At 55.3% G+C, this 21,516-nt stretch carries 19 protein-coding genes; 10 read left to right on the top strand and 9 right to left on the bottom strand.

What is annotated here, in order from left to right; translation table 11 throughout:
* Nucleotides 1-245 precede the first annotated feature (245 nt).
* The 8 genes from IFT53_RS21070 to IFT53_RS21035 all read left to right on the top strand — a co-directional run bounded on the left by IFT53_RS21070 (nucleotide 246) and on the right by IFT53_RS21035 (nucleotide 11,674).
* Nucleotides 246-1,649: a sensor histidine kinase gene (locus tag IFT53_RS21070; RefSeq protein ID WP_192067531.1), complete on the top strand. Its 1,404-nt coding sequence runs from the start codon at nucleotides 246-248 to the stop codon at nucleotides 1,647-1,649.
* Nucleotides 1,649-2,023, top strand: a complete 375-nt coding sequence (locus tag IFT53_RS21065) for a response regulator (RefSeq protein WP_192067533.1) — start codon at nucleotides 1,649-1,651, stop codon at nucleotides 2,021-2,023. Before IFT53_RS21070 ends, IFT53_RS21065 begins: the two co-directional genes overlap by 1 nt.
* A gap of 117 nt (nucleotides 2,024-2,140) precedes the next feature.
* Nucleotides 2,141-3,862 (top strand): GAF domain-containing sensor histidine kinase, encoded by a 1,722-nt coding sequence (locus IFT53_RS21060; RefSeq protein ID WP_192067534.1) that lies wholly within the window; start codon nucleotides 2,141-2,143, stop codon nucleotides 3,860-3,862.
* A gap of 991 nt (nucleotides 3,863-4,853) precedes the next feature.
* Nucleotides 4,854-5,606, top strand: a complete 753-nt coding sequence (locus IFT53_RS21055) for an ImuA family protein (RefSeq protein ID WP_192067536.1) — start codon at nucleotides 4,854-4,856, stop codon at nucleotides 5,604-5,606.
* Nucleotides 5,527-7,041, top strand: a complete 1,515-nt coding sequence (locus tag IFT53_RS21050) for a Y-family DNA polymerase (protein WP_192067538.1) — start codon at nucleotides 5,527-5,529, stop codon at nucleotides 7,039-7,041. The genes IFT53_RS21055 and IFT53_RS21050 overlap by 80 nt, the downstream gene beginning before the upstream one ends.
* The gene (locus tag IFT53_RS21045) at nucleotides 7,041-10,301 is read left to right on the top strand and encodes an error-prone DNA polymerase (RefSeq protein ID WP_192067539.1); all 3,261 of its coding nucleotides are present in this window, start codon (nucleotides 7,041-7,043) and stop codon (nucleotides 10,299-10,301) included. The genes IFT53_RS21050 and IFT53_RS21045 overlap by 1 nt, the downstream gene beginning before the upstream one ends.
* 69 nt (nucleotides 10,302-10,370) lie before the next feature.
* Entirely contained in the window at nucleotides 10,371-10,745 is a 375-nt protein-coding gene (locus tag IFT53_RS21040; RefSeq protein ID WP_192067541.1) for a VOC family protein, read from the top strand.
* A gap of 50 nt (nucleotides 10,746-10,795) precedes the next feature.
* Complete coding sequence (locus IFT53_RS21035) at nucleotides 10,796-11,674, top strand: glycosyl hydrolase 53 family protein (protein WP_192067544.1); 879 nt, start codon at nucleotides 10,796-10,798, stop codon at nucleotides 11,672-11,674.
* Nucleotides 11,675-11,732: 58 nt separating this feature from the next.
* Here IFT53_RS21035 and IFT53_RS21030 read toward each other — a convergent pair whose 3' ends face one another.
* The 9 genes from IFT53_RS21030 to IFT53_RS20990 form a co-directional block, all read right to left on the bottom strand.
* Nucleotides 11,733-12,680, bottom strand: a complete 948-nt coding sequence (locus tag IFT53_RS21030; protein WP_192067545.1) for an arsenic resistance protein — start codon at nucleotides 12,678-12,680, stop codon at nucleotides 11,733-11,735.
* A gap of 5 nt (nucleotides 12,681-12,685) precedes the next feature.
* Nucleotides 12,686-13,066, bottom strand: coding sequence for an ArsR/SmtB family transcription factor (locus IFT53_RS21025; protein ID WP_192067580.1), 381 nt, complete (start codon nucleotides 13,064-13,066; stop codon nucleotides 12,686-12,688).
* Nucleotides 13,067-13,701: 635 nt separating this feature from the next.
* Nucleotides 13,702-13,980: an HU family DNA-binding protein gene (locus IFT53_RS21020; protein WP_192067547.1), complete on the bottom strand. Its 279-nt coding sequence runs from the start codon at nucleotides 13,978-13,980 to the stop codon at nucleotides 13,702-13,704.
* Between the two features lie 169 nt (nucleotides 13,981-14,149).
* Entirely contained in the window at nucleotides 14,150-14,548 is a 399-nt protein-coding gene (locus IFT53_RS21015; RefSeq protein WP_192067549.1) for a type II toxin-antitoxin system VapC family toxin, read from the bottom strand.
* Nucleotides 14,545-14,796, bottom strand: a complete 252-nt coding sequence (locus tag IFT53_RS21010) for an AbrB/MazE/SpoVT family DNA-binding domain-containing protein (RefSeq protein ID WP_192067551.1) — start codon at nucleotides 14,794-14,796, stop codon at nucleotides 14,545-14,547. Before IFT53_RS21010 ends, IFT53_RS21015 begins: the two co-directional genes overlap by 4 nt.
* A 326-nt stretch (nucleotides 14,797-15,122) precedes the next feature.
* A complete protein-coding gene (locus IFT53_RS21005) occupies nucleotides 15,123-16,451 on the bottom strand; it encodes a hypothetical protein (RefSeq protein ID WP_244656422.1) in 1,329 nt (442 codons plus the stop codon).
* A gap of 75 nt (nucleotides 16,452-16,526) precedes the next feature.
* The gene (locus tag IFT53_RS21000; protein ID WP_192067554.1) at nucleotides 16,527-17,594 is read right to left on the bottom strand and encodes a class I SAM-dependent methyltransferase; all 1,068 of its coding nucleotides are present in this window, start codon (nucleotides 17,592-17,594) and stop codon (nucleotides 16,527-16,529) included.
* Nucleotides 17,595-17,775: 181 nt separating this feature from the next.
* Nucleotides 17,776-18,501 (bottom strand): helix-turn-helix transcriptional regulator, encoded by a 726-nt coding sequence (locus tag IFT53_RS20995; protein WP_192067556.1) that lies wholly within the window; start codon nucleotides 18,499-18,501, stop codon nucleotides 17,776-17,778.
* Nucleotides 18,502-18,517: 16 nt separating this feature from the next.
* The gene (locus tag IFT53_RS20990; protein WP_311273468.1) at nucleotides 18,518-18,940 is read right to left on the bottom strand and encodes a helix-turn-helix domain-containing protein; all 423 of its coding nucleotides are present in this window, start codon (nucleotides 18,938-18,940) and stop codon (nucleotides 18,518-18,520) included.
* A 970-nt stretch (nucleotides 18,941-19,910) separates the two neighbouring features.
* On the opposite strand from IFT53_RS20990, the gene IFT53_RS20985 reads away from it, so the two are divergent.
* Nucleotides 19,911-20,273 carry an ArsR/SmtB family transcription factor gene (locus IFT53_RS20985; RefSeq protein WP_192067558.1) on the top strand — a complete coding sequence of 121 codons (363 nt, stop codon included), beginning with the start codon at nucleotides 19,911-19,913 and terminating at the stop codon, nucleotides 20,271-20,273.
* A gap of 234 nt (nucleotides 20,274-20,507) precedes the next feature.
* Nucleotides 20,508-21,050, top strand: coding sequence for a hypothetical protein (locus tag IFT53_RS20980; protein ID WP_192067560.1), 543 nt, complete (start codon nucleotides 20,508-20,510; stop codon nucleotides 21,048-21,050).
* Nucleotides 21,051-21,516: the final 466 nt, after the last annotated feature.

Raw genomic sequence — 21,516 nt, 5'->3', positions numbered from 1 at the left:
GGATCGCATTAGAAAACCGCGTGGAAACGAGAATTTGTTGGATTTTGTTCCGCACATTGACGCAAGTAACGCCTTTTTTGTGGTGGCGGTTGAAACTTTTTTTAGCCGTTTTGAGTTAGAAAGGCGGAGAAATTGCAGCTTTAGACGCAACGCTGTCAGTATCTACGGATTTTTTTTGAATGGTGTCTGCGGGTGCCAAAATTTATGCGCCGCCTCCCTCGAGACGGGCCGGAGTTGATGAGCACTTGAAAACACCGAACGTTCAGACAGATTTCGCAGCAATCCTCATGGGTATGCCGCAGCCCTACCTAGTTCTCGATGTCGATCTAGTGATCGTTGGAGCTTCGGATGCCTATCTGAGACTCACTCAGCGCAGCCGAGCAGATATCGTCGGCCGGAACATTCTCGACGCATTCCCGGAAAACCCGGATGCAGCCGGCACTGTCGAGCAAGGCCCGCTTGAGGTCTCGCTGCGACACGCTATCTCATCAGGTAGACCACACGAGATGGCGGTCATCCAATACGACATCCCACTGCCTGGCGGTGGCTTCGTTCAAAAGTTCTGGACACCGATCCACACTCCTGTTGTCGGAGAGAATGGGGCTATCCGGTACATCATTCAGAACCCCATGGATGTCACCGACAGCGTCGTTCGGCAGCGAGAGGCGGATGCGCGATTGCGCGTCGCTCTTCACGCCGCGGACCTCGCGTCGTGGGAATACGAGCCTGAGACCGACATCTGGCGCAGAAGCCATTCGGTCGACGTGATGTTTGGCTTTCCTCCCGGCGGAGGCGGGCCAGTTGCAGAGCCATTCTTTTCGAGAATGGACACTGATGACCTCGAGCGTGTTCGTAACGTGATCACCAGTGTCATCGGTTGTCCGGATCAGACAGCGATGAACTTCGACTACAGGATCAATCTTCCCGACGGCGACATCAGATACATTGCCTCACGCGGCGAAGTTCTGAGGACATCGACGGGAAAGGTCAGGATGATTGGTGTTCTGATGGACGTGACTGCCGACCGGAAACGAGAGGCGGAGCTATCCAGTGCTCTTAACGCTCTGGAGCGTTTGCTTTCCGAAGTGAACCACCGTGTAAAGAACAGTCTCCAGCTCGTAGTGAGCACGCTGCGCTTGCAAGCCCGCAGACTTGAAGAACCCGCGGCGCTAGAGGCGTTCAACCAGGCCATCTCCCGGGTTCGAGCGATCATCTCAGTGCATGAACGGCTGTACAGAACGGAAAACTCTCTGAGTGTCGACATGGTCGATCACATCAGTAGGCTTTGCCTGGATCTCGCTAGCTCACCCAGGACACGACAGATAATTGTCGAAGCAGAAGATATTTCGCTGCCGACCGAGCGCGCGATTCCGCTTTCTGTCATCCTCAACGAATTGCTGAGTTTGCCGATCAAAACCACATCGAAGTCCGATGGCCCTGTCATCGTATCGCTCCGTGAGGTTTCCGACGGGCTGATGGAGCTTGAAATCCGTGATCCTGACGCGGCAAGCCGAGGTCCTTCAGTGCTGTCGGATCTGTCGTTCAAGCTTGTAACGAGCATGGCTACGCAGATCGACGGGCAGCTTCATTACCATCCGGACGCAACGGCTCATAAGCTAGCCGTGACTTTTCCACGGGAGCGCGCCTGATGCCTCTCCGTATCATGATCGTCGAAGACGAAATGCTTCTTGCGCTCGATCTTGAGGACATGCTTCTCGACGCGGGCTACGACGTTGTCGGCCAAGCATCGCACATGCAACAGGCTATCGCGCTTGCAGATCAACATGGCGGCAATGTCGATGTTGCTATTATGGATGTAAATCTTGCTCGCGGTACCAACGGGGTCGAGACAGCGGCGGCTTTGCGGGAGCGCTGGAACATCCCGTCGCTGTTCGTCAGCGGAAACCTCGATGAGCGCACCCGGGAAGCCGCACTTCCTCTCCAGCCTCTCGGTTTCGTGGGCAAACCCTATTCCGAGAGGGAAGTGTTGAGCTCGCTCGGGCAACTCGTTGTCATCCGCTGACATTTGCTTCCACGTCGCGTGTCGACAAACTGGTCACAGAACTTTTGCTTTTACAGAAACGCATTTTCTTGCATAATTGGGCGCTAAAATACGGCTCGCATCGGAAGGCATTGGTCGATGGATCAACGAACCAGACCCTCAACGCCCCTCGCGTCGCTGTCCAAAGTTCTGGCGAAGATCGCGCGTGCTCGTACCACCGAGGCTGCGATCAAAACGCTCCGCGATACCGCCCGGTCGGTGATAGGGTGTGACGGCATTGCGATCATCCTCAAAGATGGCGACCTCTGTCATTATGTAGAAGAGGATGCCATCGGCTCGTTGTGGAAAGGTCAGAAGTTTCCATCAGTTGCCTGTGTCAGCGGTTGGTCGATGATGAACAGGGCGACGGCCGTCATTCCTGACATTGGACAGGACGACCGTATTCCTTACGAACTCTATGCGGGCACCTTCGTAAGGGCGATGGCGATGGCACCCATCCGGATGGAAAATCCAGTCGGCGCGATCGGTGCATACTGGTCACAGCCTTATACTCCAGCGGATTGGGAAGTGGAGGTGCTCGAGGCCCTCGGGGAAGCCACCGCTACCGCATTCGAGAACGCAGCTTTCGTAGAGTCCGTGAACTCGTCGCGGATGCCCGCAAAGAATGAAGTAGAGACGTTGGCTGGCGATTTCGCACACGACATTGAGCGCATATCTGGGATCGCCGCCGTGCCGACCATGCTTGACGTCGTGTTGCGGATGACGGGTATGGGTTTCGCCGCCGTCGCGCGCGTCACCGAGAACCGCTGGGTTGCCTGCCAGGTTCTCGATCCGGTCGGCTTCGGACTAAAGTCTGGTGATGAGCTGCCGCTGGAAAGCACTCTCTGCAACGAGATCCGCGGTCATCGGCAGACCATCGTCTTCGATGACGCGGTCGAAGATTGTCAGTACCGCGATCATCACACGCCACGCATCTACGGGCTGCGGAGCTACATCTCCGAACCGATCATCCTGGAAAACGGCGCGTTCTGGGGAACCCTGTGCGCTATCGATCCAAACTCGGCCAAGGTCAAAAACCCGGAAGTGATGGGCGCATTCAAACTGTTTGCCGAACTGATAGCCCACCATCTTGATGCTGGGACACGTCTTGAAGTTACCAGAGCCGCCCTGGAACAGGAAAGGGAACTAGCCGAATTGCGCGAGCAGTTCATTGCTGTTCTCGGACACGATCTTCGCAACCCGATAGCTGCGGTAGATGCTGGCACGTCTCGTCTTCTAAAAGAGGGATGGACTGACCGAAGCCCGTTGATCCTCAAGCTTATGAAGGCCAGTCTTTCCAGGATGTCGGGTCTTGTAGAAAACGTGATGGACCTCGCGCGGGCTCGCCTGGGCAGCGGTCTCGTTCTTTCTACGTCTCTGGACGATCTTGCTGAAACCATCGGACACGTCGTTGATGAGGTCGTCGTGGCCAATCCGGCGAGACAGATCGTTGCGTCGATCGATATCGCAAACGCGGTCGCAGTTGACCATCTCCGAATAGCGCAGTTGGTTTCCAATCTCGTTGCCAATGCAGTCACGCACGGCGCAGAGGACAGGCCTATTAAAATCAGAGCGCAGTTGGTGAACGATGAGCTCGAAATTTCCGTCACCGATGGCGGCGAGCCCATCGAGGCATCTCAGATCGACAAGCTCTTCCTGCCGTTCAGACGAGGTGAGGGGAAATCGGGTACGCAGGGCCTCGGCCTTGGCCTATATATCGCTTCTCAGATCGCCCGAGCTCACGGGGGGTGTATCGACGTTCATTCCGATTCGGTCGAGACCTGCTTTACCTTCAGAATGCCAATTTCTTCTGCGCCTTGAGCTAGGTAAGGCAATCGATTTGACGGCACCAGCCGATCCAGATGACTCACAAGGCGCATGTGTCCAGGCATGCAGTGCACTCTGGAAACATGTCGTCGGTCAACGCCTAGCGGGAGGAACTCACAATGGAGAGGGCGTGCCGAGGCGTCGGACCCAAACGGCGCGGTCGACTTGCTTCTCACTGCGGTCCACGGCAAGCGGCTGTTATGGCCTTGCCTTCGCGTGAAAATCATAAGCGATATCCAGACCATCTGATGTGTCGGGAACTTCCGCGATGGTTTTTGGTTAGATTTGCGAGATTGCGGTGTGTCAATCGGACACGACAGAGATGGTGAATGTAGCGGTTTTTCCGATTTCTCGCCGCAGGCAACGAAACGCCAGACGAGCGCCCAACCTGTCCACTGCTTTCTCGCTTTGGCCTTCAATTCGCGTCATCTCAGCCGCTATTGCGATCTCCGACATCTTCCAGGCAGGGGAACCGCGTTCCGCAGTGATCGCCATTTGGGTGGCAAAGGCGCTCGCACCCCATCGCCAGCCGTCGTCTCAATCGTGAGAAGCTGACCCCGGCACCGAACTGTTCGACCAGTGCCTTTCGCTCTAGTAGGTCCCGACGACCACACGGTGCACATGCGATCTCGATCACTGGTAGACGGCAATCCTTCAGCATCGGTCCTCCTTCGTTATCGGGCTTTGGTCGTCTTCTCGGCATCACGTTTCCATTTGCCCTGCGTCACCCGGTCTGGCAGACCGGCATCGCATCGATGTCCGCGCTGGCGTACCAAAAATATTTACGCCAGAAGGCCTGCGCCGGAATCTCCGCTACCATCATGATTCAACTCTATGAATCTTCGGCTTTGCTAATCCTAGGAGTAGATTCCTGATTTTCAGGTGTCTTGACGCCGCCGACGATAGGGAACAGAAGATGAACAATCAAGTTCTGGCGACATGATGTTGCACCTTTCCACTGCGATTTCGAAAGGATTCGTGACCAATGTCGGCTGCTCGCGATCAAGTGCTCGCTGATCTGCGCGAACGCATCTCTTCCATTCAGGGGGAGGGCGCAAGGAAGACAGGCTGTCTTCCATTTGGTGTCGAGGAGATCGACGCGATCCTTCCTGGTGGGGGCCTGGCCCATGGAGCCCTCCATGAATTCGCGGGTGGTGGTTCCGGAACCGTCGATGGCGCAGCGGCCGCTCTCTTTACCGCCGGGATCGCTGCTCGTACGAAGGGGCCGATCGTCTGGTGCCTCACGCGGCCCGATCTGTTCTTTCCGGCTCTTGCTCAGGCAGGCCTGCATCCGCGTAGGGTCATCTTCGTCGAGAGCGACAAGGAAGAAGATGTCGCTGCCAACATGGAAGAAGCGCTTTCCTACGGCGGCTGTGGCGCGGTCGTCGGCGAGATGGTGCGGTTGCCAATGGTCGTGAGCCGTCGGCTCCAACTTGTGGCCGAGCGAACGGGGACAATTGCCTTGGCAGTGCGCCGTTGGCGGAGGCAGACCGAGGCCAACGACTTCGGGCAGCCGACAGCATCAACGACGAGGTGGCGGGTGAGCGTGCTGCCGTCCGAAGAACTTCCGGTACCGGGAGTAGGGCGACCTAGATGGTTTCTTGAGTTGATGAGGTCCCGAGCGGGCGAGTGCAAAGAGTTCTGCGTGGGAGCATGTGATGGCAAGGGTCGTATCCATATTTCTGCCGGATCTGGCTACGGACAGGATCAGACGAAACGATCCCACCATACCGGATGATCAGCCGATCGCGGTCATCGCGCACAGTGGATCGAAGCGTTGGGTGTCGTCGGCAGATGTCGCGGCGCAAAAGATCGGTGTTCGCGTCGGGATGGCCGCGGCGAAGGCTCAGGCGATCTTCCGAGGGCTGATGCTAATAGATGCAGATCCCGCCGCCGATGCCGCCGCGCTGGAACGCATCGCGCTATGGGCGCTTGGGCACTATTCCCCAATAGTCGCCGTCGACGGTAAGGACGGTCTTGTGCTGGACACCGAGGGTGCCGATCACCTGCAGGGCGGAGAAGCAAAGATGATCAGCGGTATCGTGAATACCTTTTATTCGAGGAAGCTGACTGCGAAGGTAGCGATCGCGGATACATGGGGCGCGGCGCATGCATGCGTCCGTGCCATCAACCGGGATACCGTGATCGTTCCCCGCGGCGAGATCGTGCGCGCCGTCGAAAAGCTACCGATCTCATTGCTGCGGCTGCCGGAGAAAATGGTCCAAGACCTCCGTATCCTTGGCTTTCATTCCATAGCCGAACTTTCCAATACCCCAAGAGCACCGCTGACCCTTCGTTTCGGACCAGAGGTCGGCCGCCGTCTCGACCAGATGTTCGGTCGCGCGGGAGAACCGATCGATCCGATCCGAACCGCCGATCTCGTTGAGGTCTCCAGATCGTTTCAGGAACCGATAGGCGCGGCCGACACCATCAACAAATATGTCGGTCGACTCGTCGTCCAGCTCGTCGCCGAACTGGAGAAACGCGGCCTCGGCGCTCGCCGAACTGACCTCATCGTGCATCGCGTCGACAACACCCTTCAGGCGATACGGGCAGGGACGGCGAAGCCAGCAAGGGATGTTGCGTGGCTCACGAAACTGTTCAGGGATCGCACTGAGCAGATTGATCCTGGGTTCGGTATCGAGAAACTCGTCCTTGTTGCCGTGTCGGCGGAACCGCTGCTCGAGGAGCAGAAGGCTTCGTCTCTCGTTGAAGAAGAGATAGCCGACCTCACGCCATTGATCGATATCTTCAGCAACCGCGGCGGCCAGCGCGTCTACCGCGTCGCACCCGTTGCATCGGATGTGCCCGAGCGGAGCGTGCAGCAGATCTCCGCCGTCGCCGATCAGATAGCTGAAAGCTGGGTCGGACATTGGCGCAGACCGACCAGATTGTTCGCACGACCAGAACAGATTCAGGCGATCGCGCTCATGCCCGACTATCCACCCGCCAGCATAACCTGGCGCGGCAAACGCCACCGTGTGAAGCGTGCCGATGGCCCCGAGCGCATATTCGGGGAATGGTGGAAGCGCCCAACAGAGCTGGAAGCGGTCAGAGATTACTTTGTTGTCGAAAACGACGACGGCGAGCGGTTCTGGATTTTTCGCTCCGGGGACGGAATCGATCCGGAAACGGGTTCCCATCGCTGGTTCATGCACGGAATCTTTGCCTGATGAAATATGCGGAGCTGCAGGTCACCACTCACTTCAGCTTTCTGCGGGGCGCATCGTCGGCGCAGGAGCTGTTTGCGACCGCCAAAGAACTAGGGATCGAAGCCGTGGGTGTCGTCGACCGCAACAGTTTGGCTGGGATCGTACGTGCACTGGAGGCTTCCCGCGAAACCGGGATACGCCTTGTCGTTGGCTGTCGGCTCGATCTGCAGGACGGCATGTCGGTGCTCGTCTACCCCACGGACAAAGCAGCATACTCCCGGCTCACTCGACTGATTACCATTGGAAAAGCCAGAGGCGGAAAGAACAACTGTATCCTGCATATCGATGATCTCGCCCTCTATGCCGAGGGCCTGATCGGCATTCTCGTGCCTGATCTCGCAGACGATGTCTGCGCTGTGCAGCTCCGCAAGATGACGGAGATTTTCGGCAGGCGCGCCTACCTTTCGCTCAGCCTCAGACGGCGACCAAACGACCAGATGCGGCTCCACGAGCTTTCGAACCTTGCAACGAAGTTCAAGGTGAAGACGGTCGTTACCAACGATGTTCTCTTCCATGAGCCGTCCAGAAGACAGCTTCAGGATATCGTAACCTGCATCCGCACCAACACGACCATCGACGACGTCGGGTTCGACAGGGAACGGCATGCTGACCGCTATCTCAAGCCTCCGGAGGAAATGGAGCGCTTGTTCCCCCGATACACGCAGGCTCTCGAGCGCACGATGGAGATCGTCGAGCAATGCAGGTTCTCGCTCGAGGAACTGACTTACGAGTATCCCGAGGAAGCGCTGATCGACGGCCTGGATGCTCAGCAGTCACTGGAGCAGTGCGTCCGCGAGTGTATTCCTGACCGATACCCGGAGGGCCTGCCACAGAGCGTGCTGCGGGCCGTCAAACACGAACTCGATCTGATCAAGGAGATGGAATACGCGCCATACTTCCTGACCGTCTACAGCATCGTCCGTTTTGCACGCGGTCAGGGTATACTCTGTCAGGGCAGAGGTTCTGCCGCGAATTCGGCGATCTGCTACATCCTGGGTATCACATCTATCGATCCGGAAACCAACGATCTGCTGTTCGAGCGGTTCGTCAGCAGGGAGCGCAACGAACCGCCGGACATCGATGTCGACTTCGAACACCAGCGCCGTGAAGAAGTCATCCAGTGGATCTACGAGACATACGGCCGTGACAGGGCTGCGCTCGTCTGCACCGTCACGCGCTACCGTGCCAAGGGCGCAATTAAAGATGTCGGCAAGGCAATGGGTCTGCCTGAGGACGTGACGAAAGCTCTGTCGTCCGGCCTGTGGTCGTGGTCGGAGGAGATCACTGAGCGCAACGTTCGCGAGTTGAACCTCAATCCCGACGATTACCGTCTCGTGATGACGCTGCGGCTTGCTCGAGAGCTGATGGGTGCGCCAAGACATCTGGGCCAGCATGTCGGCGGCTTCGTCCTGACGCGTTCACGACTGGACGATCTCGTTCCTATCGAGCCGGCGGCGATGGAAGATCGTCAGGTCATCGAATGGGACAAGGACGATGTCGAGGCACTGAAGATGATGAAGGTCGACGTGCTGGCCCTCGGTATGCTGACTTGCATGCAGAAGGCCTTTGATCTCATCCGGGAGCACAAACACGAGGACCTCGATCTTGCAAAAGTAAGGCAAGAAGACGGCCCGACCTATGCGATGATCCGCAAGGCCGACACTCTCGGGACTTTCCAGGTCGAAAGCCGCGCGCAGATGGCGATGCTCCCTCGGCTGAAGCCCAGGACATTTTATGATTTGGTGGTCCAAGTAGCGATCGTCCGACCGGGGCCGATACAGGGCGACATGGTTCATCCGTATCTTCGACGCCGGGAGGGAAAAGAAGCTGTGGAATATCCGACGCCGGAGCTCGAAGCGGTGCTTGGCAAGACGCTTGGCGTGCCGCTGTTTCAGGAGAGCGCGATGCGAGTCGCGATGGTGTGCGCAGGTTTCACCGCCGGCGAGGCAGACCAGCTTCGCAAGTCGATGGCGACCTTCAAGTTCACAGGAGGCGTGTCACGCTTCAAAGACAAGCTTGTCTCCGGTATGGTGAAGAACGGTTACACTCCGGAATTTGCGGAGAAGACCTTCTCGCAGCTCGAGGGCTTCGGCTCCTATGGTTTTCCTGAAAGCCACGCCGCGTCCTTCGCGCTCATCGCATACGCATCCTGCTTCGTTAAATGCCACTACCCGGACGCGTTCGCTGCGGCGCTCATGAATTCGTTGCCGATGGGGTTCTACGCTCCCGCGCAAATCATCGGCGACGCGCAGAAGCACGGCGTTGAAGTCCGGCCGATCTCGGTTCAACATTCTCGCTGGGACTGCACACTCGAAGAGATCCCCGGCAGCAACAGACACGCCATCCGGCTGGGTATGCGTCAAGTTGCTGGGCTAGCCGTGCGGGATGCCGCGAGAATTGTCGCCGCAAGGATCGAGCGGCCGTTCGAGAGCGTCGACGACGTGTGGCGACGATCGGACGTCCCGTCAGAAGCACTCGTCCAACTCGCCGAGGCAGATGCTTTCCGACCTGCGTTCAATATCGAGCGTCGTGATGCATTGTGGGCCATCAAAGCATTACGAGACGAACCGCTGCCTCTGTTCGTGGCGGCCGCCGAGCGCGAGATGAAGACAGTGGCGGAGCAGCAGGAGCCGGAAGTCGAACTCAGGCAAATGACGGAGGGCCACAACGTCGTGGAAGATTACGCGCATGTCGGACTGACGCTTCGAGCGCACCCGTTGTCATTCCTGCGCCGGGATCTGGCCGCACGCCGGATCATCACTTGCGCCGATGCTATGAATGCGCGCGACAAGAGCTGGCTCTGCGTTGCCGGGTTGGTGCTGGTTCGGCAGAAACCGGGTAGCGCAAAGGGCGTGATGTTCATCACGATCGAGGACGAGACCGGGCCTGCGAACATCGTCGTCTGGCCTAGCTTATTTGAGAAACGGCGACGCGTCGTGCTCGGTGCATCCATGATGGCGATCCAGGGCAAGATCCAGAGGGAAGGAGAGGTGGTTCACCTCATTGCGCGGCAGCTCTATGACCTATCTAGCGATCTCTCATCTTTGTCGGACCGCGACGCCGAATTCCGGAACCCCAGCGGCAGAGGAGACGAGTTCGCACATGGGTCTCCCGGAGGAGGAGATGCGAGGGATCGTCCAAAGCCGAACAAGGTTCGTGACATCTTCATCCCGGATTTGCACATCGATAGTCTCAAGGTGAAGAGCCGGAATTTCCAGTAGACTTGGGATTTACAATCCCTTTGCTGTTAAGCTCCAGCCCTCACGAAGCAAACAGCACAGGAAACGACAATGTTCACCCACGTGATGATCGGCAGTAACGATTTGGAAAGATCGAAAGTCTTCTACGATGCCACCTTCATAGCCTTGGGAGGCACGCCCGGACAGATTGATGATCGAGGCAGGATTATTTACATCCACAATGGCAGTCGGCTTATGATCACAACGCCGATCGATGGCGAGCCAGCCACCGCTGCTAATGGTGGAACCATCGGGATCGCTGCTGCGAGCAGTGAGCATGTCTCAGCCTGGCATGCCGCCGGAACCGCGAACGGCGGCACGGCAATCGAAAGCCCTCCATCGGAGCGTCCGAACGGATCATTCGTTGCATATCTTCGTGATCCGGACGGAAACAAATTGACCGCGCGATCCCAACCGACGAGATGAGCCAACTGCCGCTACCGCTCCGGGCCGCTTCACTCTTTCGAAGTTCGATCATGGCGGGCTTTGAATGCGGCCTCGTCCATCGCGGTCATCACGACCTACTGATCACGACCGGGCACACAGCGGAGGGGCGATTGGACGATCACTTCCGTATTGTTCGCGAGCACGGAATTCTCACGATCCGGGACGGCCTCGTCCCAGGACATCACGCGCGTGGACGCCTCGTCGCAGCACGACACGCTGGCGTCCAGGCCATCTGGGATCTTTCCCATTACCATCGCAATCAGGATCCAGTGCGGTGCGCTCGCATCGCGGCTGAGTCCGCCATTTCGGTGAATGGAGATGAAAAGTTGTGGCTCTGTCCAGTGAACGAGCCATCCCTTTACCCGATGATCGCGGGAATGCCGCGTCACGAGGCTGTCGAGATGGCAGTCCTGATGGCCAAGGTCGCTCGGGATCATCACCCAAATGTCGGCATCCTCACGAACGATCCGATCACTGGGGTAGGCGAGCGCCAGTTTGAGGCAACGGATGCCATCGTGTCGGCGGTCGATGTGGATGTTGTGGGCGTCAACTACTATCCGCACACGGCACGAACTTCGCTTGTGAAAGTCCTGCTCGCAACATGGAGGCGGTACCGCAAGCCGATCATGGTGTCGGAGACAAGCTGGCACGACGGCCATCCCGTCCACCACAAGCGGTATCCGGGGTTCAACAAGGGTGGCTGGCTTCGGCATGTTCTACAGCAGGTCGATGTCGCGGCATTTCATTGTGCTGCCATAGCCGGGATCTGCTGGTATCCCATCGTTGACTGCCCGCCTTGGCACTTGCCGTGGTCGAAAAACCGCTGGAGCCATGGTTTGATACGGTCAGACCTTTCGGTCGATTCAGTCTTGTCAGCGGAACTTGCATCAGTCCAGCTTTCGTCCTGAAAGTTGCTGTGGCAGCTTAGCGCCACAAGGGGACATCAGGCGGCGACCGCTCGATCCCCTAGTCGGCCCCTATAACTCGGATGTAAAAAAGCTCCCCGACAAGCTCGACAAATGTCTGCGTGACGATAATCGCCGGAAGAAGCGGTATCGCATTGGGGATCGCAAATGCAAGTGGAAGTACCACCAGTGAATTGCGTGTCCCTGCACTGAAAGCGATAGCGCGTGCCGCTGGAATATCGAGGCGGTTCAATCGTGCAATGAACCACCCGACGGCAGGAGCCAGGACGGCGAACGCAAGGTAGACCGGGAGTGCCCGCACCGCTCCTTCCAAAGCAAGACCCAATTGCGGGACGACGCCAGCGACGACAACAAATAGAACAAGTGCTGTCGCTGGCACGGGGAGGAACCCAAGCCCGGCGCTCAGCCGCGCTGCGTTTGCGTTTCGGCCGGCAATCAGTTGCAAAACACCTGCGCCAATCAGGGGAACCGCAATCAGCCATACGAACGCATGAACGAATGGCCCCATTTGCACTAGGCCGTGAGCGTCATCACCAAGAAACAGCCTGAGATATAGCGGCAATAAAGCCATCTGCGCGATCAGCAAGGCAGGAGTTGCCGCTAACAGCAGCTTCGCGTCAGCTCGCCCCAGATGAGAGAATGTCACCACGTAGTCGATGCACGGGGTCAACAAGACCAGAAGCACACCGATGCGGATCATCGGGTCGGTCGGCAAGAACTGGATTAGGCCAAGCACCAGAACGGGAATTACCACGAAATTTACCGCCATCAACGTTCCAAGGAAACGAACACGGAGGAACGCTCGCCCGAGTTCCGCGATAGGAACTTGAAGGAAGGTAACGAAAAGCATGAAGGCAAGAGCGGGGTTAATCGCAGCCTCCAAAACCGTTGTGCTCGGAATTGCGTAAGCGATGAGACCTGCCGCGACGACGGTCGCGAAATAGATTTTGATCTGCTGGTTCTCCAGCGTTTCTCGCAAATTATGCATGCGTCTCACTCACAAACGAACTGGTTTGGTTCGGCAACTTGCTGCGGTCGCCCAGTACACTTGGCGAACAAAGCGATAGCCCGGTCACAGACTTCACAGTGACCGGAACAGCAATCCTTCATCAGGAAGGCCACAAGGTCAGATAGTGCAGGAAAGACCGCTGAGTAGATGATGCTCCTTCCATTCCTGCGACTTTCAATCAGGCCAGCATGCTCAAGATGGGTGAGGTGAAAGGAGACCCGTGGCGCAGAAGCAGTCGCTAATGCCTCTGTGATCGCACCCGCTGCCATTCCATCTGCCCCTGCTGTAACAAGAAGCCGAATGATCTTCAGACGTGTCTCTTGAGCAATCGCTGCGAACCCGCTGAGAGCATTCTTCTCATCCATCATTTAAACCATTCTGGAAATGTTTAAATGATGCTTAGAGGCGAAACGTGGGATGGTCAAGGATGTTGGTTTCCACGCTTAACTGAGCCGGTAAATCAGATAATTTCCCTTGAGAACTGAGCCATGTGAACCTTCCCCCAACGCGGCGAGCGACGGGGGCAACGGAGTGATCCACACGGGACTTTTAAACATCCGTCGGATGGCACTGCGAGAGAAGCAGTCGATCCGTGAGATCAGCCGACGCACCGGGCTGTCGCGCGACACGATCGCACAGTATTTGAACGCAGGTACAATTGAGCCGACGTTCACGGTAGGCGTTTGCGAGCGTAGCCATCGCACGCGTTTTCAGTGCGACCTCGAGGGCGTAGCCTGTACAGCAGGTTCAGCCGACGAATGAGGGAGAGCAGTTCCCTGAACCCACACTTGCTCGGATAAAAGATGCTTTAGAAAACGCGGGCGTGGAGTTTATTCCGGCAAACGGGGGCGGTGGGAATACCCCTCAAAAATCCATAATTGTTCGCGAGCCTGGTCAAACCCTAGGTGAGAGGCTCCGAAGCGTTGGTCTTGAAATCTCAAAGCAAAAGCCCGAGCTTGCAGGAGCTCGGGCTTCCATAGCAAAGAGCGGTTGCCCAACCTTATTTGTTCATGGCATCCTTAAGCGCCTTAGCAGGGGTGAAAGCGAGCTTTCTAGCGGCGGCGACCTTGATCGTCGCGCCAGTCGCGGGATTTCGAGCCTCGCGCTCTGGCGTTGCTTTAACTTTAAACTTGCCGAAGCCGGGCAAGCTTGTTTCGTTTCCGGCAACGGCTGCTTCGCTAATCGAGGATATCACGGCCTCAACAATCGTTTTGGCCTGCGCTTTGGTGAGATTGTGATCGGCGGCGATCTTGTCTGCAATTTCGTTCGTTGTGGTCACTGTTCAATTCCCTCGTTAAACTCGAAAATCCCTCTCATAGTTTTGCGCGGTTGTCATCCTTGAGCTGGCTTGCAATGGCCTTAGGACCTGCGTTTTCATAAGATGGCCTCATCAGCACGAAGCTGCGAAACAGGCCAACGCGAAAAAAGATCGAATTCGCCGATGAAAATCAGGAGAGGAGTTGTGCGACCTGCCCTTGCTGCATCACCAATTCAACCGCCTGTTTATCGAACGAAACGAAGGTTTCACCGCCGAGCCAGATGCCCTCGTACGCCATGATGCCGTCCGCAAAATCTCCGCCCGCTTCGAGGATAGCAAGCCCCGATTCAACAGCGGGTCTGTTCATCACGACATTTCCTGCACCCAGCAAATCGCGGATGGTCACCGCTACGTCTTCCTTCGATAGTTTCGCCCCCCTACGCAATATCCAAACCAACTCGCACAGACAGGGCAAAGAAACTGCGATCAGCGAAGCATCTTTCAAGAGTTTGCTTGCGGCGCGTCCTTGTTTTGCGTCGTCCTGTAAGACAGCGCGAGCCAGCACGTTCGTATCGACTGAAATTTTCATTCTTCGCCCGCCCACCCAGAGGCGGCAATCTCGTTCATTTCCTCAATCGTCATCGGCTTCTTGACTTTGGATGCGTGCCTGCCAATGAAGCTATCAATCGTGCCGAAAGGTTTTGCGGCCTTCACCCGAAGCTCGCCCCCCGGAAGCTTGTCGAAGTCGATCCGTTCACCCGGCTTGATACCGAGATGTTGTAGGAGATCTCGCTTAAGCGTGACCTGCCCTTTCATTGTTACCGCCAATGACGTCATAGGAGTTTCCTTCCACTAACTAGACTAATATAGTAATTGAATTTTTCATTACAAACAAGTTTCATCTGTTGCGCTTTGCTTGTTTCTCAGTTTTGGTCCTGAACGTCAGAGATGCGGTAGCGCATCCGAGCCGGACTGGGGCGAAGAGCGTCAAGTAGCGCCGTCTTGGGATGTGCGACTTGACGCAGAGACCTAGAACTGGACCATGCACGAAATCATTCGTCAAAAGTGTTTTGGCACGATCCGCCGGATTGGTGCGGCGAGTTTAGTGGCGCACTAAAGCCTCCTGTGCGCCCGGAGCCGAGCGAATGCATCGCCACCTTCGACTACACTCCGGACCATTTCCACTCAGCCGCCGAGACTTTGATCTCCCCAGAAGCAAGATGCTTGCTCATCTCTGCCCAAAGATTATCTCCAGTAAAACTCGTCAGATCACCGGTTGCTTTGAATAGTGGCACCGCACCATAGGTTTCGAGGAGGGTTGAAATACCTCCAGAGCCAATGATGTCACTGAATGGATCACCGTCGCCAAGCCGCAACACCCGATGTCCCCACATCCCTGGGTGATCATCCTGCCGTAGATCGTTGAGTAGATCACCATCACCAGATCGTTCGACACATAACGCGGCAAGGTATCTCAGAACTGGCAGGTAAACTGGCTGCCTGCACCCACCAAGCGCTCTAATGCCAGGTAAAATCGATATCACAAGGAACGCAAGGAAGAGGGTAGGGAGGAGCTTACGATCGCGGATTGCGCTCGCAAGGTCGCGCGGCAAAAACTTCACCTTGATGTGTGGCGATGCCACGCCCCTGAGATATCCGCCATCGAGCACCAACGGCAACACCCTCTCGGGTCCGACGTACCAAAAGTAGTCAGTTGTCCTTCGCACCCACCCACGCCAAGGTCCAGTGTTGAGCAAATCCATCGCGTTCGGCAAAAGTGAAGTGATTGCTTCCACATTAAAAAACTCAGACAGCCACGAGGTCGGATTGTCGAGATGATCGGCGATCAGGCCCGCAACATCGAAATCATCGATTTGAAGCAGGTTCGCGGAATTGCCGAAATGTGACCTCCAAAGCTTGTAATTGGCAGCCTTAATCGCTTCGGCTGCAGAGGGAAACAGGACAGGGGGCAATTCAGCCAGTAAGCGCTTGGCCGCACTATTCGCACCCGAGGAATTCGAAAGAGCAAACTGGTATGGGCCATCGAAACAACAGATGCTGCGCCCATCCATTCTGCTTCTAGGCAATCCGAACAAGTTTAGTGCTTCACCCTCCAGCCGGAGCCATCCTGGCCCTTTTTTGGCGGACTCTTTGAAAGACATTGTCGACCCGGCATAGGTGACGTGCCACCGTCGTCCACTCGCCTCCAATCCCATCCGGCTGAAAAGATGGGTGTAAAAGGCGTCTGGCTCAAACAGTAAAAGGGTGTGTGGGCCTGTCTGCAGGACAGGGGAGGAGGTTAACTCAAGGCTTGCACTTCTGGCATCATCAAGACCAAAACCCGCGTTTTGCGCAACCTTATCCACCATGGATCGAAACAAAAGCATCGCTTGGTCGCGTGAAACACTCGAAGTCGTTTGCCGCCGAAGATCATAAGCCGCAGCGGCGTAGTTCTTCAACGGCTTTTCCCAATATGGCTCGATCGATGGCATCAGTATCGTCAACGCCCGTCGAATGTCGTCAGGACTGCAATAATGAAGAGGTGTCGGAGACATAATACTCCCGATTCATGAAGCCAGAAGTCGGGGCAGCGCCTCAGTCATCGAATGGGAGGATCGCCATTTCAATGCCGTTCCGAGTGGTTGCGCCTCAGTCTCGTTCAGCACAAGAGGCAAAACATGATTACAATAGGCCGGGGGAATAGCAGGCTGGATTATAAGAGAAGTAAAATCAAGGATCGCCTGGCGCGCATTGGACGAAACGATTGTATAGAAATTTCCGCTGTTCCAGATCGCAACCGAGTAGCGAAAGAAGGCACCGAGCGCCGCAGTTGTCGTTTCCAGATCGACCTGCAGATCGTCCATCGTATTCAAAACTTCATCTCTTTTGTCTGAGATTCTCGCCGACGAGAAATACCTGGATTTGAATAGGTCGTCCTTCTGCCTTTCGCGTTCTTGGTAGAGTTCGACATCGTGATTAGCGAGCTTCTGTACTTGGACGAGAAGACCACCGGGCCGCAGGCGCGGCGCTATAAAATCGAGTTGGCTCAGACGGTCACGATCGTACATCTGAAAGGTCGTATCCTCCATAAGGATGTCGAACCCGTCGCGGAACTGCTGCAGTTGCGGATCGGTAGCGTATCGTTCATCATCAAGATCGAAGAACGGTCCATGAAAAAAATGCGCATGCGGGCTGCTGCGTTTTGCGTAGAATGCTGTTCGGTTGGCTTCGGTCGGGCTACAGCACAACGTTTCGATGCGACCACCGCCCAGCGTCGCGAGCGTGCGGGCAAGGCAGCCCGTCCCGGTTCCAAGAGTATAGATGTTAGTCGGCGCTCGTGTCCTAGCCCAGTTTCGCAGGCCGAACGCTAGAAGTGACGCTCCGATCCGACATTCCTCCTCCAACCGGTAGGGGATGCTTGCGAAATAGTGTTTGTCAAACGGGCCCCACAAGCTCCGATGCGTGTCGGAAAATACGGAACATTCGAAATCGAAATCCAGGAGACCCAAGTCGACGGTTGGCACAGCGCGATCAGGAGCACCTCCCAATCCGCTTGCAGTCCGCTCGAAAAATGCAGCGAGTAAAGTCAGCCGCGGTGCATTTTTCCACTGCTCAATAACATGCATGGCAACCATGGAGATGTTCCTTCTCGTCTGCGTGGCACGAAACCCTTCTGGATTGCTGAACATGTGGCACCGCACCGCGACGTCCCACTTGCCCACACACTATGATCGGATCCAGCTGAGTAGGTAACAATCTATCGATTTCGCCAGGTTGACGGGAACGCTTGAGGAATTTACGCCATGGCTGTCCTCGCTAAATATGGATCATCTCGCAGAAGCTCGCCCTCGCCACAGCCTGATGACTTGTCTTTGCATCAAGCTTTCGTCGCGCAGAGCGCAGATAGAGGCGCACCGAACTTTCCGAAATGGAGAGTTTTGCAGCGATCTGTTTTGGAATGAGGCCGGCGGCAATATTTTCGAGACATTGTCTTTCTCGCGGCGAGAGCGCCCGCCAGGGGCGACGAATTGCGAGATCGAGTGCCGCAAGAATTTTTTCATGGAGCAAATGAGAAATGACGGAGAGCTCATGCGCGCTAGTGGTTTTTAGTAGCGACCAGTCGGCAAGAGAATGATCAGATGACACTGAGAACAGACAGCGTTCTCCGTGAGGCCCGCGTAGAGGAATAGTCATACCATGAGAGCCGACATCACCTAGACGAGCATCATCAAAAAACTGGCGGTTCCGCCCGGAGTCTAGGGCTGACCAATCAACGGGCATTCTGCTCCATCTCAAAATATCGATGACCGGGTCAACGTCAAAGAAGTTTTCTGCAACGTAGGTTGCTTTCCAGCGTGTAGGATAGGTGGTGCAAAAGTAGGGATACTTGGTCGCTGCGATTTCAGCGCGAACGACTAAGAATGTCATGTGCTTGAGACTGAAAATCCCGCAGATCTGCCGCAATACTGTTTCTACCTGATCCGAACGGTCGATCGAGTGCAGCAGGGTCAGCGAGGATGAAAGTCGTCCAGTATCATTCATGGCCAAGTCCTCAAAGTTATTCCGCCGCGGGCTGCCTCATCACTTCAGCTGGGGTTTTCGGCGGAAATGACGATGCGATTGCTTTGACCAAACTAACAACACGCATACGGACGGTCGGTGATTTCACCTTAGAAAACGCGGCATTCAATTCCTTGGCTTCCGCCGTTTGGAGAAATGCTGTGAGCTCGTGGACCGCGAGCAGGTCAGTGTGCGTTGAAGACCCAGTCCCTTGTACTGCGTTGCCACCAAAAAAATATTCAATCGGAACCCCAAGCACGCTTGCGATAGCTTGAAGACGGCTCGCCCCAACACGGTTTGTACCCTTTTCATATTTTTGGATTTGCTGGAATGTTATGCCAAGCGCTTCACCGAGTTTTCCTTGACTGAACCCGAGTGTCCGGCGTCGTGAGCGGATTCGGGAACCGACCTCGGCGTCGATCGGCTTGGGCGTCTTTGTCCTGACCTTTTCCCTGCCTTTTTGTGCTGTGTCCGGCGACTTGGCCTTCTTGACAGCATCAGTTAACGACACGAGTCCGAGTGAAATACGGGCGTTGGATAGATGTAATTCAACTTCTGCCACCGATCGACCGGCAAGCATCGCGATATCTCTTATATTTCTGCCTTGTGAACTCCAGCGCAGGCACGCTTTCTCAATAGGTGATAGCATCGCTCCGTTCCGTTATGTTCTAACATATGGAATAATATAGGCCGGGACTTTCGATGTGGAATGCTCTCATTTTATGCGTTCACAAGAAGCTGAAAAACCGTGAATAGGAGCATCTTCGAAGCCTTGGCGTTTTCAGGCCCCGCGGCTCCCACGCTTTCACATCTGCTTTAGGTTCATGCGTCTTGTGCGAGGCACTGATAAGATGGCGAGTGGCAGACCTAAAGTTCATTATGAGTGATTAGACATGCTGCAATGCTTTGCGCCGCGATATCTGCTGGAGTTTCTCAACATATCTTCCACAACCGCCATTTGCGGCTTGCGACTGCTCGGCTGCCCATTCAAGGCCAGCTACATATCCAATTTTTTTCGGCCGAGCCAACAATGCTGGCCTCGGCCGGGATAGCGAAACTGTGAACACAGCATGAGCGTCGACGTAAGAACTCCTTTTTTGAGAAATCTAGACACTGGGTAAAAATTGTTTTGATCAGCGAACACATGACTTTGTCCAACCTTCTTGAAAGAGAATTCTTGTAAAAAAATAAATAATCCCTTACTTCTCAAGCAACGTGCGTCGATCCGCAAAAATCCAAAGAAATTGTTACGTAAAATGTATATTTTTACGCAAATCTAACAGGACAGTGTCTTTCAAACCCTTGAATGCGCAACGATCTCACAGATAACCTGAAAGCGTGTGAGGGAGTTCAATCCAATGCAATCCCGGTACGCCGCAAGGGCCGAACACATGGACAAATTCGATAGTGCAGAGAAAAAATGGATACCGCTATTTGATTTTGAGAAAGCGGCAAACCTGCTGCTGATGCTTTCCAACGAGATGAGGATAGAAATTTTGAGACGACTGATCGACCGGGAGTGGAACGTCAACGCACTTTCCGATGCAATCGGTTTAACCCAATCGGCGACATCCCAGCATCTGGCAAAAATGAGGAACATGAATTTGGTTTCGACGCGGAAGGCAGCTCAACAAATTTTCTACTCTTGCAATTCCGACGACGTCAGACAAATTTTGACGGTAATCGCAGATCTGGACTTGAGGAAAAATATGATTGAAGCGTCAGAAGTGGGACGTAGACGATCGAGCCAGTGACGACAGTTGAATATTTAGTAGCGATCGGTGCAGATGCGATCTGTTCAAAAACCCGAATGTCTGCGGTAAATAACTTACCTGAACTCAGGGCTGTCCGCGCTAAAAACCGTGCGTTGGTTACGAGGCCAAGCCAGTACGAAGCGGAATTCCCATGCCTTTTGACCTCCGCTTTTTAGATCGGACTCAACCAGTAAACAACAATTAGTGTTTTCGAACTAGATCCGGACCACCAAAATGGATCAAAAAATGCAATCCACCGACCAGCGTGAGAAACTAAAGATACGATATAAGCAATTGCTCAAGCTGTACGTGATTATCTGTATAGCAGCACTCCCGATTGCTCTCATTTCATGGGCTCTGCAATACATACCTTTGATCGGGATCACAGGCGACCACTTTATGATGAACGCCCGCGCGCTCGCTGATCTGTCAGTAGCACGGGTCTTATTCGCAACATGGTGTCTCGTCGCAACTGCCGCGTTGTGGATTGAGCGGATGACGCGCTTGTTCGCTGAGATGAGCAACGTTTTCGAGGATGCCGCGATTGCCGTTGTGGGCGGCATGTCCGGTTTGGCGTTAGCCGGATTGTACTGGCTCCTGTTTTTCAAGTGCCTGGTCATCGGCGTCATGTTCATTTTCCTCAGCTTCGTGATCCGGGTATGGATCGCAAAAGACACTCGAGAATTTGCCTGGCTACGCTGGCTTGCTACTGCGTCGGCAATAGGGGGCCTTTTTGCAAGCCTCATTTGGCCTGGACCGCCGACGGTGACTGGCTAGACCGCAGTTGCGTTCAAGAGGGCGCGGCTTTGGTTTCAGTCCTAAGCTATCTAGCAGACATCGCTCGCTCAAATCAGCATCGACAGCCAAACTTGCACGTATTAGACAACGCTGATGCAGTGAGAGCCGCAAAGACCAGCGTCACACAATCGTCCTGCTCAGTTTCGAACGACCAAGTTTTCTTGGTCGCGACAGATCAATCCGTGAACGTAAAGAACCAGCGACGGCACCGAGAAGACAATATCGTGGCGACCGGCCATGACTTTTACCTTCATCGAGATCAATAAGGGGCAGCCGGGTCCGATCCATCTTCCCTGTGACTATTAAACCACTGATATTATTAACAAGTCGCACTTGACGTTTGAATCCACCCGGCTACAAATTTTGTCAAAGCTGGTTAGAGCTGCGACGCCGCTGGCCCGTTAGAAATGCGACACTGGCACCACCGATCAGCCCCCGACCGGAC

This window comes from Rhizobium sp. CFBP 13644, from assembly GCF_014842165.1.
Lineage (GTDB): Bacteria > Pseudomonadota > Alphaproteobacteria > Rhizobiales > Rhizobiaceae > Agrobacterium > Agrobacterium tumefaciens_C.
This window is presented reverse-complemented; position numbering and strand designations above follow the sequence as displayed.

Bases quoted from the DNA above. Each gene is read 5' to 3' on its own strand.
- IFT53_RS21065 (WP_192067533.1), top strand. From the start codon at position 1,649: ATGCCTCTCCGTATCATGATCGTCGAAGACGAAATGCTTCTTGCGCTC.
- IFT53_RS21060 (WP_192067534.1), top strand. From the start codon at position 2,141: ATGGATCAACGAACCAGACCCTCAACGCCCCTCGCGTCGCTGTCCAAA.
- IFT53_RS21055 (WP_192067536.1), top strand. From the start codon at position 4,854: ATGTCGGCTGCTCGCGATCAAGTGCTCGCTGATCTGCGCGAACGCATC.
- IFT53_RS21050 (WP_192067538.1), top strand. From the start codon at position 5,527: ATGGCAAGGGTCGTATCCATATTTCTGCCGGATCTGGCTACGGACAGG.
- IFT53_RS21045 (WP_192067539.1), top strand. From the start codon at position 7,041: ATGAAATATGCGGAGCTGCAGGTCACCACTCACTTCAGCTTTCTGCGG.
- IFT53_RS21040 (WP_192067541.1), top strand. From the start codon at position 10,371: ATGTTCACCCACGTGATGATCGGCAGTAACGATTTGGAAAGATCGAAA.
- IFT53_RS21035 (WP_192067544.1), top strand. From the start codon at position 10,796: ATGGCGGGCTTTGAATGCGGCCTCGTCCATCGCGGTCATCACGACCTA.
- IFT53_RS21030 (WP_192067545.1), bottom strand. From the start codon at position 12,680: ATGCATAATTTGCGAGAAACGCTGGAGAACCAGCAGATCAAAATCTAT.
- IFT53_RS21025 (WP_192067580.1), bottom strand. From the start codon at position 13,066: ATGGATGAGAAGAATGCTCTCAGCGGGTTCGCAGCGATTGCTCAAGAG.
- IFT53_RS21015 (WP_192067549.1), bottom strand. From the start codon at position 14,548: ATGAAAATTTCAGTCGATACGAACGTGCTGGCTCGCGCTGTCTTACAG.
- IFT53_RS21010 (WP_192067551.1), bottom strand. From the start codon at position 14,796: ATGACGTCATTGGCGGTAACAATGAAAGGGCAGGTCACGCTTAAGCGA.
- IFT53_RS21005 (WP_244656422.1), bottom strand. From the start codon at position 16,451: ATGCCATCGATCGAGCCATATTGGGAAAAGCCGTTGAAGAACTACGCC.
- IFT53_RS21000 (WP_192067554.1), bottom strand. From the start codon at position 17,594: ATGGTTGCCATGCATGTTATTGAGCAGTGGAAAAATGCACCGCGGCTG.
- IFT53_RS20995 (WP_192067556.1), bottom strand. From the start codon at position 18,501: ATGAATGATACTGGACGACTTTCATCCTCGCTGACCCTGCTGCACTCG.
- IFT53_RS20985 (WP_192067558.1), top strand. From the start codon at position 19,911: ATGGACAAATTCGATAGTGCAGAGAAAAAATGGATACCGCTATTTGAT.
- IFT53_RS20980 (WP_192067560.1), top strand. From the start codon at position 20,508: ATGGATCAAAAAATGCAATCCACCGACCAGCGTGAGAAACTAAAGATA.